Annotated in this window: 14 protein-coding genes; 7 read left to right on the top strand and 7 right to left on the bottom strand. The window is 57.3% G+C overall.

The window, feature by feature from the left end; all coding sequences use genetic code 11:
- Positions 1–98 precede the first annotated feature (98 nt).
- The gene (locus tag GOW98_RS03355; protein WP_170329651.1) at positions 99–584 is read left to right on the top strand and encodes an RNA pyrophosphohydrolase; all 486 of its coding nucleotides are present in this window, start codon (positions 99–101) and stop codon (positions 582–584) included.
- Here GOW98_RS03355 and GOW98_RS03350 read toward each other — a convergent pair.
- Positions 572–1,258 (bottom strand): NYN domain-containing protein, encoded by a 687-nt coding sequence (locus tag GOW98_RS03350; RefSeq protein WP_170329650.1) that lies wholly within the window; start codon positions 1,256–1,258, stop codon positions 572–574. The two genes, GOW98_RS03355 and GOW98_RS03350, sit on opposite strands and share 13 nt — an antisense overlap.
- A gap of 143 nt (positions 1,259–1,401) precedes the next feature.
- On the opposite strand from GOW98_RS03350, the gene GOW98_RS03345 reads away from it, so the two are divergent.
- The 3 genes from GOW98_RS03345 to GOW98_RS03335 all read left to right on the top strand — a co-directional run bounded on the left by GOW98_RS03345 (position 1,402) and on the right by GOW98_RS03335 (position 4,441).
- Positions 1,402–2,775 (top strand): radical SAM protein, encoded by a 1,374-nt coding sequence (locus tag GOW98_RS03345; protein WP_170329649.1) that lies wholly within the window; start codon positions 1,402–1,404, stop codon positions 2,773–2,775.
- Complete coding sequence (locus tag GOW98_RS03340) at positions 2,772–3,614, top strand: DUF547 domain-containing protein (RefSeq protein ID WP_170329648.1); 843 nt, start codon at positions 2,772–2,774, stop codon at positions 3,612–3,614. Before GOW98_RS03345 ends, GOW98_RS03340 begins: the two co-directional genes overlap by 4 nt.
- A 224-nt stretch (positions 3,615–3,838) precedes the next feature.
- Positions 3,839–4,441: a VPLPA-CTERM sorting domain-containing protein gene (locus GOW98_RS03335; RefSeq protein ID WP_170329647.1), complete on the top strand. Its 603-nt coding sequence runs from the start codon at positions 3,839–3,841 to the stop codon at positions 4,439–4,441.
- A 230-nt stretch (positions 4,442–4,671) separates the two neighbouring features.
- On the opposite strand, the gene GOW98_RS03330 is transcribed toward GOW98_RS03335, so the two are convergent.
- Together GOW98_RS03330 and nth are read right to left on the bottom strand one after the other, a co-directional pair.
- Positions 4,672–5,661 (bottom strand): adenosine kinase, encoded by a 990-nt coding sequence (locus tag GOW98_RS03330; protein WP_170329646.1) that lies wholly within the window; start codon positions 5,659–5,661, stop codon positions 4,672–4,674.
- Positions 5,658–6,302: an endonuclease III gene (nth, locus tag GOW98_RS03325; RefSeq protein WP_170329645.1), complete on the bottom strand. Its 645-nt coding sequence runs from the start codon at positions 6,300–6,302 to the stop codon at positions 5,658–5,660. Before nth ends, GOW98_RS03330 begins: the two co-directional genes overlap by 4 nt.
- Before the next feature lie 118 nt (positions 6,303–6,420).
- On the opposite strand from nth, the gene GOW98_RS03320 reads away from it, so the two are divergent.
- The gene (locus GOW98_RS03320) at positions 6,421–7,272 is read left to right on the top strand and encodes a methylated-DNA--[protein]-cysteine S-methyltransferase (RefSeq protein WP_170329644.1); all 852 of its coding nucleotides are present in this window, start codon (positions 6,421–6,423) and stop codon (positions 7,270–7,272) included.
- A gap of 44 nt (positions 7,273–7,316) precedes the next feature.
- Here the strand turns inward: GOW98_RS03320 and GOW98_RS03315 are convergent, their stop codons facing one another.
- Complete coding sequence (locus tag GOW98_RS03315) at positions 7,317–8,756, bottom strand: aldehyde dehydrogenase family protein (RefSeq protein ID WP_170329643.1); 1,440 nt, start codon at positions 8,754–8,756, stop codon at positions 7,317–7,319.
- Between the two features lie 184 nt (positions 8,757–8,940).
- Between GOW98_RS03315 and GOW98_RS03310 the strand changes: the two genes are divergently transcribed.
- Positions 8,941–9,591 (top strand): peroxiredoxin, encoded by a 651-nt coding sequence (locus GOW98_RS03310; RefSeq protein ID WP_170329642.1) that lies wholly within the window; start codon positions 8,941–8,943, stop codon positions 9,589–9,591.
- 165 nt (positions 9,592–9,756) lie between these two features.
- On the opposite strand, the gene GOW98_RS03305 is transcribed toward GOW98_RS03310, so the two are convergent.
- On the bottom strand, positions 9,757–10,446 hold the full coding sequence (locus GOW98_RS03305) for an outer membrane protein (RefSeq protein ID WP_170329641.1): 690 nt from the start codon (positions 10,444–10,446) through the stop codon (positions 9,757–9,759).
- Between the two features lie 505 nt (positions 10,447–10,951).
- Between GOW98_RS03305 and GOW98_RS03300 the strand changes: the two genes are divergently transcribed.
- Positions 10,952–11,587, top strand: a complete 636-nt coding sequence (locus tag GOW98_RS03300; RefSeq protein ID WP_170329640.1) for a DUF1326 domain-containing protein — start codon at positions 10,952–10,954, stop codon at positions 11,585–11,587.
- Positions 11,588–11,593: 6 nt separating this feature from the next.
- On the opposite strand, the gene GOW98_RS03295 is transcribed toward GOW98_RS03300, so the two are convergent.
- Entirely contained in the window at positions 11,594–11,983 is a 390-nt protein-coding gene (locus tag GOW98_RS03295) for a nuclear transport factor 2 family protein (RefSeq protein WP_170329639.1), read from the bottom strand.
- Positions 11,984–12,070: 87 nt separating this feature from the next.
- Complete coding sequence (gene pnp, locus GOW98_RS03290) at positions 12,071–14,221, bottom strand: polyribonucleotide nucleotidyltransferase (RefSeq protein ID WP_170329638.1); 2,151 nt, start codon at positions 14,219–14,221, stop codon at positions 12,071–12,073.
- Positions 14,222–14,295: the final 74 nt, after the last annotated feature.

Genomic DNA, 14,295 nt, shown 5'->3' with positions numbered 1-14,295 from the left:
GTTCACGTCATCTTTGTCACGCAGAACCTAACGTCACACCCTTTGCTGTTCGTGTACTGCTTGATACAGAGTTTCCAGAGCAATGTACGAGGCCGCGTATGACCCCCGAAGAAATCGCCAAACTGCCCTATCGCCCCTGCGTCGGGTTGATGCTGATGAACGCCGAGGGCAAGATTTTCGTCGGCCAGCGCAATGATCGCCACGCGGATGCCTGGCAGATGCCTCAGGGCGGCGTGGACAAGGGCGAAGCCCCTCGCGATGCGGCCCTGCGTGAGTTGTGGGAAGAAACCGGAGTGACCGCCGATCTGGTTGAGGTTGTGGCCGAAACCGACGGCTGGCTGCCCTATGACCTGCCCCACGACATCGTCCCAAAAATCTGGAAAGGCCGCTATCGTGGGCAGGAACAGAAATGGTTCCTGCTGCGCTTCAACGGCCGCGACGATCAGATCAATATCGAAACCGCCCACCCGGAGTTCACCCGCTGGAAATGGCAGGAACCCGGTAAACTGATCGAAGAAATCGTGCCCTTCAAACGCGACGTGTATGAGCTGGTGGTCGAAGCTTTTGCTGATTACTTAGGCTGAAGGTTGCGTGCGAACCCATCTGGTTTGAACCGCACATGTGCGTCCTGTCCCGCTTTGTCCAAGTCGTATAGTTCCGGCTTGGACTGCAGATAGTGCCGCCACGTCTTATCTTTCTGTTCGCTGATCTTGACCCCATGTTGCCGGTGCATCTTTGCCCCTAAAATGGTCAGACGCATACCTGCGCCGTTTTTGCTGTTGGCGGCAATAATCTTTTGAATTTGTTGATCCATCTCGGTTGTTTTGACGCTTTCGTTCGTCTCCGGTTTTGACTTTGTTGAAGAACTCAATTCAAAGAATTGCGAACAGGAGCATCGAACGTTCGCTGGAGTTTTTGCCTCACCCACTCCAATGGTCGTGCCTCCGTACTCGCGTAGCCGCCGGTGCAGGTGGACGAAATCGCCGTCCGAACTTGCGATGATTAAGGTGTCGATGTTCTGGCGCAAAGCCAACTCGATCGCGTCGATAGCCAGCATCAGGTCGGTGGCGTTCTTGCCGGTACCGCTGTGGATCAGGTGAAAGCTGCTCGCATCATGCCAAAGTGAATTTTGCTGCGCGTTCATATAGACCCTTGCGATGTCAACGCGTCCGTTTTGCCGACCGGTTTTGAGAATGTCATCGCAATGGACTGCGCTGATATTTTCTCCATCGACCAACACGGCCACCCGTTTCGTCATTCGTTAAATGTCTCCTTGTTCAATGCGATTTTCCTAGTGTCATTTTGAGGCGAAATTTTGACCCCTGCCGCGCCAATCACTCCACGACAACTTGCCGTGAGGGGGCGTGGTTTGGGGTCTGGTAGCCTTCTAGCTTGGTGGGCATGAAAGACTCTGCTCACGCCAAATTCACCATCGTTCCCGCCGGACGCTCGTTCAAAGGCGAAGACCAGCGCGCACCGTTGCGCGGCGGGTTGCAAAGCTGTGGTGAATACGGCGCAGGCCAGACGGCGGGGCGGTTTTATCCCATCGCCTGTGTCGCGCTTGAGGTCACGCAGCGCTGCAATCTGGACTGCACGCTGTGTTACCTTTCAGACCGGGCCGAGATGACCTATGATCCGCCGCTCTCGGTTTTGTTTGCGAGGTTGGCGACGATCCGCAGCCACTATGGCGCCGGGGTTTCGGTACAATTGACCGGGGGAGACCCGACCTTACGCAAGGTTGAAGACCTTGAGGCGCTGTGCCGAGAAATCCGCCGATTGGGGATGCGGTCCTGCCTGATGACCAACGGCATCCGCGCCAGCCGGGCGATGCTCACACGGCTGGCGGCGGCGGGGCTGGACGATGTGGCCTTTCACGTCGACATGACGCAGGAACGCAAAGGGTTCCGCAGCGAGGTTGAACTGAACACTGTCCGTCGCGCCTATATCCGCCGGGTCCGCGGGCTGGGGCTGCGCATTCTGTTCAACACTACGGTTTTTGGAGGCAATTTCGACGACCTCCCAGCGCTTGCCAGATTCCTGCGGGATTGTCCCGAGGTCGCCTTTGTCTCGTTCCAGATGCAGGCCGATACCGGGCGCGGCGTCCTGCGTGCACGGCCGGATGCGATCACGCAGGACAGCGTGGCACGAGCGATCGAGGCAGGATATGAGACGCCGCTGCATTTTGGCACGACTGCCGTGGGGCATTCCAAATGCAACCGTTACGCCAGTGTCGTTACGGCCGGAGGGCGTGCGGTTTCGCTGCTATCGAACCAGCCACTGGTGCATAAAGTGATCGCAGCGCTGGAAGACGTTGATGACAAGCAGGACGCCTTTATCCGTATCCGCCCCACGCTGCGTCGCGCGATCCGCCGTTACCCTTTTCTGGCGTTACGAGCGCTGGGACAGCTGGTTTTCAGCGTGGCGCGTCTGGGACCGGGGCTGTTGCGCGGCCCGGTGCGGCGGCAGGCAGTGTTTATTCACAACTTTATGGCGGCCGATGATCTAGAGGAGGACCGTTGCGCTTCATGCGTGTTCATGGTGGCCACGGCTAGTGGCCCCTTATCCATGTGCGTGCACAATGCACAGCGTGATCTTCACCTGGCCAGTCCGGACCGGATTGATGGCCCCGCCGGGCCGAGCTGGTGGAATGCAGCTGTGCCGCGTCTGTCACGGCAGGCGAACCTGCCTGACTTGAACGACCCGGCATTGGCGCCGCTCAAACGGCTGAAGGGGCAGATGCGGGTTTTGCGCCGGAACCAGAAAGACGCTTCATGAAAAAGCTGTTGGTCCTGATGTTGTTGCCCTTGCTGGCTGCCTGCTCCAGCGTCGAGCGTCTGGCCTTGCCTGCACCCGAAGTGTTGCCGGGACAAACTCTGACCCAGTTCGCGTCTGTGCCGGGTCATCAGGTCGATCACCGGATGTGGAGCGCCTTCCTCTCCCGCTATGTCGCGCCGGATGCCCGAGGTGTAAACCGAGTGGCGTATGGGCAGGTGACCCAGGCGGATCGGGCGCGGCTGGACAGGTATCTGGCCGATCTGCAATCTGTAGACCCGATGCGGCTGACTCGTGATCAGCAGCTGGCGTACTGGATCAACCTCTACAACGCCGTGACGGTAAGTGTCGTTCTTGAAAACTACCCCGTCGACTCGATCCGTGACATCAAAGACCGCCCTCTGTCCATCGGGCCTTGGAGCCGTCCGTTGGTAGAGGTTATGGGCCAGATGCTGAGCCTGAACGACATAGAGCACCGCATTATCCGACCTGTGTTCGATGAGCCGCGCATCCACTATGCGCTGAACTGTGCTGCCGTGGGATGCCCGAACCTGATGGATCGCGCCTGGCAGGCTGAAACCTTGGAGCGTGACTTTACGGCCGCTGAACACGCCTATGTCAATGACCCGCGCGGAGTCCGGTTCGATGAGAATGGCGGGTTAATTCTGTCAAAAATCTACATCTGGTTCCGTGAGGACTTTGGCCCGAACGAGAAGGCACTTCTGCTCCGTATCCAGAAGGCAGCAGACCCAGAACTCCGCGCGCTACTCAAAGAGGCCCAACGCGTAAAGGCCTATAGATACAACTGGGATTTGAACGACGTGCGACCTGAGGATTCGTAAATTTCAGGGCGATTCTTGCAGTGGGCACTGCGTGTTGGCCTTGGAAGTGGGTCATTATGTCCGCTCAAAACAAGGGATACCGGGAGTTTTTGTGTATTTTTTGGGTGCCTCAAACGAAAATAACGAAAGATTTATGTGAGTTGAGAACTTTTTGCTGCAATCGCGTCTTAAATATGGCAATCTTGATTAAATTTTGTACTCAAGTTTAAAAGTAGAGGACGGTAATGAGTTTTCTGAGGATTTGTAAAGTTGCCGCTGTTGCGGTTACCTTAACAGCTGGATCCGCATACGCATCGACGGTGGACTTCTTAGTCGGAGCGGGTTCAGGTACAACTTCAACATCAAGTTGTTTTCGATGTGATATTACCATTACACCGAATGGTGGGCTGATTGGTTCTGCTTTCTCGCTTGGTGTTGGTGAGACAGAACGTTTGGCACTATTTGATGTAGAGCTAGGCCTTGAACACTCGAGGTTTGCATTCGGAGCATTCACAGTAGATACGACGCTGGAATTTACCTCTCCGGGCGGATCACTTTTTAGTGAGGGAGACGGTGGATTCGCGAACTTCCTTGGGGTCATTACCATTGGCGCTCTGGAGTGGCAGCAGAACGTGTTCAACATTGCTTTTGGAAACGGTGGTATCTACACCGTCACCCTTGAGCAAGGTATCGATTTGATCTTGGGGAAATCCCGCACAATCTATGCGGATGTGACTCTGGATGTCGCGCCGGTTCCGCTGCCCGCACCGTTCCTGCTTCTTTTAGGCGGCATCGGTGGGTTGGGTGTGCTGAGACTGCGTCGAAGGAAATCAGCATTGCCCGCATAGGGTCAATCACTTGGAACAAGTTGTACAGCAGTTAACCTATACAGGTTAGCTGCTGTTTTTTTGGGAACGGGATTTCAGAGGCGATTGAACACCCCAAAGTCTCCGCTTTGCTTTTCAAGCTTCAACCCGAATTGGGTGATCTACTCTGAGATTTTGAGCCAGTTTTAAGCACGTACGAAACGACCACCGCAGCGGATTAGTTGCCAAGCTCGGTCCGGGCGCCCACTCACTTACAGCAGTCCCGCGTCGCGCAGCAATTCCTGCATGTTCGCTTCGGGGCGCGGGCCGATATGGCTGATCACTTCGCGGGCGCAGACATTTCCGATCTTGGCGCAAGTCTCGTAGTCGCGACCCGTCGCCATTCCGAATAGGAACCCGGCGGCGAACTGATCGCCCGCACCGGTTGCGTCTACCGGCACCACCTTTTCCACCGGCACATCGATACGCTGACCATCATGCAGAACGGTCACACCGTCGCCCGAACGAGTGCAGACGACCAGAGGACAAATCTCGGCGGTTTTCGCCAGCGCTTCTTCCAGATCGTCGGTTTCGAACAGCGATTTGATCTCGGCCTCGTTGCCGATAACGAAATCCAGCTCATTCTCGATCAGCAGCAGGAAATCGACGCGGTGGCGTTCAACGCAGAACGGGTCGGAAATGGCGATCCCCGCCTTGCCGCCGCCCTTGTGGCAGTTGCGCGCGGCCTCAAGAAACGCGGCCTTGCCCTTTTCCTTGTCGAACAGATAGCCCTCAAGAAACATGATCTGGCTGTTTCCCGCCACGTCCGAGGACACATCGGCCGAGGACAGCTCGGACGAAATGCCCAGATAGGTGTTCATCGACCGCTCACCATCGGGTGAGACAAAGATCATCGAACGCGAGGTTGGCAGTTCCCCACCCGGCACCGGAGGGTTCACGAAATCAACACCATCCTCGTTCATCGCATCCGCGTAGAACCTGCCCAAGGCGTCGTCATGCACGCGACCGATGAATGCAGAATCCAAACCCAGCGCGCCAGCCCCGGCGATGGTGTTGGCAACCGAGCCACCCGGCGTCTGCACCCGGCCTTCCATCGAGGCATAAAGAACTTCGCCGCGTTCCTGCTCGATCAGTTGCATGATGCCTTTTTCGATGCCCATCAGTTCCAGGAAACTGTCATCGGCTTGAGAAATAACGTCCACAACGGCATTGCCGATGCCAACAAGCTGGTAGGTTTTCATAAGTTCTTGTCCTCAAATTCGCAGAGATCGCGGATGATACAGGTGCCACACATGGGTTTGCGGGCTTTGCAGTGATAGCGGCCATGCAGGATCAGCCAGTGGTGTGCATGCAGCTGGAAATCGGTTGGGATGTTGTCCTCGATGGCGCGTTCGACCGCATCCACGTTTTTGCCTGGACAAATGCCCGAGCGGTTGCCGACGCGAAAGATATGGGTGTCCACCGCCTGCGCCGGATAGCGCCACCACATGTTCAGAACCACATTGGCGGTCTTGCGCCCGACCCCCGGCAGCGATTGCAGCGCGGCGCGGGAGTTAGGGACCTCGCCGTCATATTCGTTAACCAGAATGCGGCTCAGTTTGATGACGTTCTTGGCCTTCTGACGAAACAGACCGATGGTCTTGATATGCTGGGTCAAGCCCTCTTCGCCCAAATCCAACATCTTTTGGGGCGTGTCAGCGATCTTGAACAGTTCTTTGGTGGCCTTGTTAACGCCCGCGTCCGTGGCTTGCGCCGACAGCGCCACGGCCACGACCAGAGTATAGACGTTCACGTGGTCCAACTCGCCCTTGGGTTCGGGGTCGGCCTCGTGAAAACGGGTAAAGATCTCGCGGATCTTGTGATATCCAAGTTGTTTTGCCATCCGGGCCTTAATGCCGCCCGTGAGGCCGTGACACAAGCCCAAAGCCATTGCGCATGTTCCGGGTCGCAGGGAAGTAACCGGCGCGCTATGTTTAATCCCAGACAAAGAGGTGAGAGACATGAACGTCCAGACCCCCGAAAGTGGCTATCACTATAACGTCATGCGGCGCGCGATCGAGCTGATCGATCAGGGCGGCGAGAGCCTCAGCCTTGAGGAGCTGGCCCGTCAGATGGACATGAGCCCGGCCCATTTCCAGCGCCTGTTCTCACGCTGGACCGGTGTGTCACCGAAACGGTATCAGCAATACCTGACGCTGGGCCACGCCAAGGCGCTGCTGCGGGAACGGTTCACCACGCTAGAAACGGCGCATAACGTCGGCTTGTCCGGCAGTGGCCGCCTGCACGATCTGTTCCTGAAATGGGAATCTATGAGCCCCGGTGAATACGCCCGCAAAGGCGCAGACCTGACGATCTATTGGGGCTGGTTCGAAAGCCCCTTTGGCCCGGCGCTGGTTATGGGCACCGACAAAGGTATCTGCGGCATGGCCTTCGGTGCTGAAACCGGTGAAGAAGAGGCGATGGAGGATATGCTTTCGCGCTGGCCGCAGGCGGAATTCGTTGAGGACCCGATGCGCCTGCGCCCCTGGGTGCTGAGCGCTTTCGGATCGGTCAGCGACCGGCTAGAACCAACGCCGCTGTACCTGATCGGTTCACCCTTGCAGATCAAAGTGTGGGAGGCGCTGATGCATATCCCATCCGGTCAGGTGACGACCTATTCTGAGATCGCGGAACGGGTGGGTTCGCCGCAGGCGGTGCGTGCAGTGGGGACAGCGGTCGGGCGCAACCCGGTCAGTTGGCTGATCCCATGCCACCGGGCGCTGCGCAAATCCGGCGGCTTGGGCGGGTATCACTGGGGCCTGCCTGTCAAACGCGCTATGCTGGCCTATGAAGCTGCTCAGGCGGATGCATGAGACATAGAGCGAGGCACCGTCAGGTGCCTCACAATTGGATAAGGTTATTCCGCGGCCCAGCCGCCGACGGCTTTGACTTCCAGAAAATCTTCCAAGCCCCAAACGCCACCTTCACGCCCGTTCCCGGACTGTTTCATCCCTCCGAACGGAGACCCCGCGCTGCGCGACTGTCCGTTCATCTCAACCATGCCGGACCGCAACACCCGCGCCATGCGGTTGGCCCGCGCACCATCCTGTGTCTGGACATAGTTAGTCAGGCCATAGGGCGTGTCATTAGCGATCTCGACGGCCTCTTTCTCGGTGTCGAAGGGGATCATGGTCAGGACCGGGCCAAAGATTTCCTCGCGCGCGATGGTCATCTGGTTGTTGGCATCGGCAAAAACTGTGGGTCGCACGTAATAGCCCTTGTTTAGACCTTCGGGCCGTCCGGTGCCGCCCGCAACCAGACGGGCGCCTTCGTCGATGCCTTTCTGGATCAGGTCCTGAATCTTGGTCCACTGCACCTCGTTCACCACCGGTCCGATGTGGCGACCTTCCTCTAGCGCCGGTCCGACCTTGACCATGTCTGCCACCTCGGCTGCTGTCTCAACCGCCTGCTCATAAATCGGGCGCTGCACCAGCATACGGCTGGGGGCGTTACAGCTTTGGCCGGTGTTTTGCATCATGTGCAACACGCCGCGCTTGACGGCCTTTTCATCGGCATCAGCAAAGATCACATTGGCACCCTTGCCGCCCAACTCCAGATGCACTTTCTTCAGTGTCTCGGCTGCGTTCTTGGAAATCGCGGTACCCGCACGGGTCGAGCCGGTAAAGCTGACCATATCCACGTCCCTGTGCGCTGACAGGTGCGAGCCTACGCCGACACCATCGCCATTGACCAGATTGAACACACCTGGCGGGAAGCCGGCTTCATCCATCATCTCGGCAAAGATCATCGCGTTCAGCGGGCTTTGTTCCGAGGGTTTGAGCACCATTGTACATCCCGCAATCGCTGCCGCGCCGACCTTGAGCGTGATCTGGTTCATTGGCCAGTTCCATGGCGTGATCAGGGCAGCGACGCCGACGGCCTCATAGATGATACGGTCATTGGGGGCGTGGTCACCCAGAGGGCGATCGAACTGAAACGCCTTGGCGGCGCGGATGAAGTTCTTCAGGTGATACATCCCGGCGCCAGACTGTGCGGTGCGCGACAGGTCCAGCGGCGCGCCCATCTCAAGCGACATCGCCTGCGCCAGGTCCTCGGAACGGGTCTGGTAAATCTCGACCAGTTTCTCGACCAGCGCGATCCGCTCCGCGACCGGAGTGGCCATCCAGCCGGGCAGTGCCGCCTTGGCAGCGGCGACGGCGGCATCCGTGTCCGCCTGTGCGCCCAGAGAGATCACGGCGCAGGGCTCCTCGGTTGAGGGGTTGATCACCTCGAAGTCATTGGCCGCCGACGGGGCGACCCACTGACCGTTGATGTAGAAATCGCGTTTTTCGATCATGGTGCATCCTCCTGTGCGAACCGTCTGAACCCGGTGTGTCGGGGCCACTCTGGCACCGGCGCTGGGGCGCGGCAAGCTGTAATTTGATCAAATTATTTAACGGAGCAAAATGGTTTAACAATTGCGCAAAGTGTTTAGGTTGACGGCAACCGACTCGGATTTTTCACAGGAGAGGAGATTTACCATGGGTTTGCGCATCAACGATACAGTTCCGAATTTCACAGCAGAAACGGATCAGGGCACCATTCAGTTCCACGACTGGATAGGCGACAGCTGGGCCATCCTGTTCTCGCACCCCAAGGACTTCACCCCTGTTTGCACCACCGAATTCTCGGCCGTGGCACAACTGAACGACGAATGGGCGGCGCGCGGCACCAAGGTGATCGGTGTGTCGGTAGACGGGGTCGAAGACCACAAGAAGTGGAAAAAAGACATCGAAGAATACGGTAAGGCCAATCCGGGCTTCCCGATCATCGCCGACGATGGTCTGGCCGTTTCCAAAGCCTTCGATATGCTGCCCGCCGAGGCTTACCTGCCTGATGGCCGTACGCCCGCGGACAGTGCCACGGTGCGGTCGGTCTTTATCATCGGACCGGACAAGCAGTTGAAACTGTCGATGACCTATCCGATGACCGTGGGCCGGAATTTTGCCGAGATTCTGCGGGCGCTGGACGGGTTGCAGATGTCGGCCAAAGGTGTGGCGACACCTGCCAACTGGGTGCCGGGTGAGGATGTGATCATCCCGCCTGCGGTATCGAATGAAGAAGCGAAAGAGAAGTTCGGCGAGTTCGAGACGATCTTCCCCTATCTGCGCAAGACCAAGGCACCGACGTAAGTCGCAACCGGGTCAGGGGGGCTGTCTGCCCCCCCACATCGCGCCTCAGGCGCGTTTCTCTTCGAAAGTGTTTTCAGGACGCTAAAGCAATGCATGTCCCCTTGCATTGAGCACGGGAACATGGGGAGAAGAGAAAACTGGATGGAAACTCTTCCCCCTGTGCACTCAAAACCCGTAGCGCAGGCCGACATTGACGCTGAATGCGTCGATATCGTCTTCGACCGTACCGGTCGAAGCACCATTGGGGGCCAGTCGTTCGGATGAGACGTCGAACGCGCGGGAATAGCGAGTGTCCAACGTCAGCGCCACGTTCGAATCGATTTCATACGCAACACCGGCGATGATTTGCGCCGCAAAGTTCGTGTCGCTGTCGTCCAGCGAAACTCCGGGGCCATAGGCGAAATCCACATCAGAATAGGTGGCCCCCAGACCCAGACCGACATATGGGGTGAAGGCTCCGGCCTGTTTGAAATCAACCAGAACATTCGCAAATAGCGAAGTCTGCGCGACGTCGCCCGAGATGTTGCCTTCGGCCGCCGGACCATTGCCCGAGAAATTTACGCCATCCACGTCGCCTTCGCGATAGGACAGCTCCAATTCAACTCGCGTTCCGATCTGGTTGTTGGACCATTGAGGAATTTCAGTCCCCACCGCGATCCCAAGCCCATAGCCGGTGTCGAAATCCGCATCCACCGACTGAGATGATCCGTTGACCGTTCCGCTAAAGTCGCTGTCCTGCAACTGGCTGAAACCGGCGTAGCCCTGAAAATACAGACCTTCCGACAAGCTTTGTGCGGCCAACCCCGATGCGCTGATCGTCAAGGCAGCCGAAGCCAAAATGAGACGCGTAACCATAACCATGTCCTTTGTTCCGAATTTGGTATGGCGCACATGTGGGCGAAGCTGACGAGAAAGAAAGGCGCAGGACATTCACTTCGATTCACGGGTTTTTGGGAAGGTGTGAGTGAATAGTCTCGGCCTGAAAACTCAGGTGAACAAAGGGTGGTTTCTGGGGTTGGTTGGGCAATTTCAGGCATGTTTCCTGAAAGTTCTGAGGATCGTAAAGCACCCTTTCTAGCTGAATAATCAGCAGGTTTTCAGGTCAATTACTGGGATGGCGTCTGATAGGTTGGGTATTCCCGCGTAGTTCCGCCAACGGTCGAAACTGGCTGGCTGCGAACTCGGGCGTCATTGCGCAAGAACCTGTGAAAATGTGCTATTGCAAGCGGTCCGCATCGGCAAAAAAGGACACAAGTTCAGAAAACGGGCGAAACATGGTAGGATGTCTTAGGCGGGCATAGCTACAGGCCGGACAACCAGAAACATCGGGCATTCAGACTGTGTACCACAGGAGAACACGATGGCATTTACAGATTGGTACGTTGAAGGCGAAGCTTTTGGAAACTGCGTTTGCGGATATGCCTGCCCCTGCCAGTTCGAGGAATTACCGACACACGGCCATTGCCGTGGGTTCGAAGTGCTTGAAATCGCCAAGGGTCATTTTGGGGATGTTGACCTTGAGGGAACGAAAGCTGCGCTGATTTATGCCTGGCCCGGTCCGATCTTTGAAGGCGGAGGAGAGATGCAGGTGATCATTGACCCCAGTGCCTCGGACGCGCAGCGCGCAGCGCTGGAAAAAGTGTTTCACGGCGAAGAGACAGAAGAAATGGCAACTCATTGGTATGTCTTCCGTGCGATGTGCGAAACCGTGCACGAAACCCTGTATGTGCCGATTGAATTCGAAATGGACATGGAGGGTCGCACGGCCAAAGTCGTTATCGGTGATGTTCTGCAATCTACTGGCGAACCTATTCAGGCGCCTCATGGCGGTGGGCCGCATCGTGTCCGGATCGACATTCCGGGTGGCATCGAATTCACTCTGGCAGAGATTGGTAGCGCATCGACCAAAGCAAATGCGGCGATTACGCTGGATCTGAAGGACAGCTATGGCCAGTGGCATATCATGAAGCACGGGCCATCCGGGGTGGCACACTGACGGGGATCAGGCCTCGCCGAAATCCACCAGAACCGGGGCTGTATCATAGATGATCCGGACGGATTTGAACCTGCTTTGATCTTCGGTCAGTTCAAACAGGTCGACGCATTCGATCGTCTCGGGGTGACCGTCCCGAATGGTGCGCGTGTAATTGAAATGCACTGCCATCTGAGGCGCGCCGGATGTATCTGCAAAGGTGTTCTTGTGAACGGTCGACCGGTCGCTCGTGATGTTCATGACGTTTGTGTAAAAGTCTCGTGCCGGTTGCTTGCCCGATATCGGAGAGATCGCCGTGGCATCCTCATCAAACAAACTTAGCATCAAGGCCAGATCGCCGCTTTCGATGGCTTGCAGGTATTGCCGCGCCAGTTCATCCATTTGGTTTTTGTTAGACATCTACAACCCTCCTGCTGGGCGGCACTGTACCATAAAAAAGGCCCCGGTGGTTTCACCGGGGCCTTCATCATTTGAGAGAGGAACAGATTACTCTGCGCTTTCCTCTTTCTTTTCTTTCTTCTCGGGAACGATCTCTTCACCGGTTTCCTGATCGACAACTTTCATCGACAGGCGGACCTTGCCGCGATCATCAAAGCCCAGAAGTTTGACTTTCACTTCCTGACCTTCCTTCAGAACATCCGACGGATGGTTCAGGCGGCGGTTTTCGATCTGGGACACGTGCACCAGACCGTCGCGCTTGCCAAAGAAGTTCACGAAGGCACCGAAGTCGACGATCTTGACCACTTTTCCGGTGTAGATCTGACCTTCTTCCGGCTCGGCCACGATCGAATAGATCATGTCATAGGCCTTCTTGATCGATTCACCATCCGGCGAGGCGATCTTGATGACGCCGTCGTCGTTGATGTCGACCTTGGCACCCGAGGTTTCCACGATCTCGCGGATGACCTTACCGCCCGAGCCGATCACTTCACGGATTTTGTCGGTCGGGATGTTCATGGTCTCGATGCGCGGGGCGTGGACCGAGAATTCGTTGGTCTCGGACAGGGCTTTGCCCATCTCACCCAGAATGTGCATCCGGCCTTCTTTGGCCTGCGCCAAAGCGGTTTCCATGATCTGCGGCGTGATGCCTGCGACCTTGATGTCCATCTGCAGCGAGGTGATGCCGTTTTCGGTACCAGCCACTTTGAAGTCCATGTCACCCAGGTGGTCTTCGTCACCCAGAATGTCGGTCAGAACAGCATATTCACCGTCATCTTCCAGGATCAGACCCATGGCCACACCGGCAACCGGTGCTTTCAGAGGAACACCCGCGTCCATCATCGACAGCGAACCGCCGCAGACAGAGGCCATCGAGCTTGAGCCGTTGGATTCAGTGATCTCCGACACCACGCGAACGGTGTAGGGGAAATCTGTCGGAGCGGGTAGAACAGCCTGCAGCGCACGCCATGCCAGCTTGCCGTGGCCGATTTCGCGACGACCGGGCGAACCAACGCGGCCAACTTCACCAACCGAATACGGAGGGAAGTTGTAGTGCAGCAGGAAGTTCGACTTGAAGTTGCCATGCAGAGCGTCGATGAATTGCTCATCGTCGCCGGTGCCCAGCGTGGTCACGGCCAGCGCCTGCGTTTCACCACGGGTGAACAGGGCGGAACCGTGCGTACGCGGCAGCAGCGAGGTTTCGGCTTCGATGGCACGAACATCGGTGGTCGAGCGACCGTCGATGCGCTTGCCGCCTTTGACGACGTCGCCGCGCAGGATGCCGGCTTCCAGCTTTTTCATCGCCGAACCCAGGTTGCCGTCTTCCAGCTGTTCCTCGGTCAGTGCTTCTTTGATCGCTTCACGGGCAGCGGCAACAGCGGCGGTGCGCTCTTGCTTGTCGGTGATTGCGAATGCGGCGCGCATCTGCTCTTCACCGGCAGCCGAAACAGCGGCGTACAGCTCCGAGTAGTCGGGCGCTTGGAAGTCAAACGGCTCTTTCGCGGTTTCTTCGGCCAGATCGATGATCAGGTCCAGAACCGGCTGGATTTGCTCATGCGCGAAGTTCACGGCGCCCAGCATTTCTGCCTCGGACAGTTCGTAGGCTTCCGATTCCACCATCATCACGGCGTTCTTGGTGCCGGCGACAACCAGATCCAGACGCTGTTCCGGGTTCAGGCGCAGGTCCTGCATGTCATCCACGGTCGGGTTCAGGACGTACTCGCCATCCACGAAACCAACGCGGGCACCGGCGATCGGGCCGCGGAACGGTGCGCCCGAGATGGTCAGGGCAGCCGACGCAGCGATCATCGCAACGATGTCGGGATCGTTGACCAGGTCGTGGCTCAGCACGGTGCACATCACCAGAACTTCGTTCTTGAATCCGTCAACGAACAGCGGGCGGATCGGACGGTCGATCAGACGCGCGGTCAGCGTCTCTTTCTCGGTCGGGCGCGCCTCGCGCTTGAAGAAGCCACCCGGAACTTTACCGGCGGCATAGTATTTCTCTTGGTAGTGCACGGTCAGCGGGAAAAAGTCCTGACCGGGCTTTTGTTGCTTGGCAAAGGTCACGTTGGCCATGACGCTGGTTTCGCCCAGCGTGGCAATCACGGTGCCGTCGGCCTGACGGGCAACCTTGCCGGTTTCCAGTGTAAGCGTCTCTTCGCCCCACTGCATCGATTTCTTCGTTACATCAAACATATGCGTATCCTAGAACGGAGCACTCCCGCCCCTGCGGGTCTCCGGTTTGAATGGCGACCCCATTGCCGCCGACC

The organism is Ruegeria arenilitoris, from assembly GCF_013032445.1.
GTDB lineage: Bacteria > Pseudomonadota > Alphaproteobacteria > Rhodobacterales > Rhodobacteraceae > Ruegeria > Ruegeria arenilitoris_F.
This window is presented reverse-complemented; position numbering and strand designations above follow the sequence as displayed.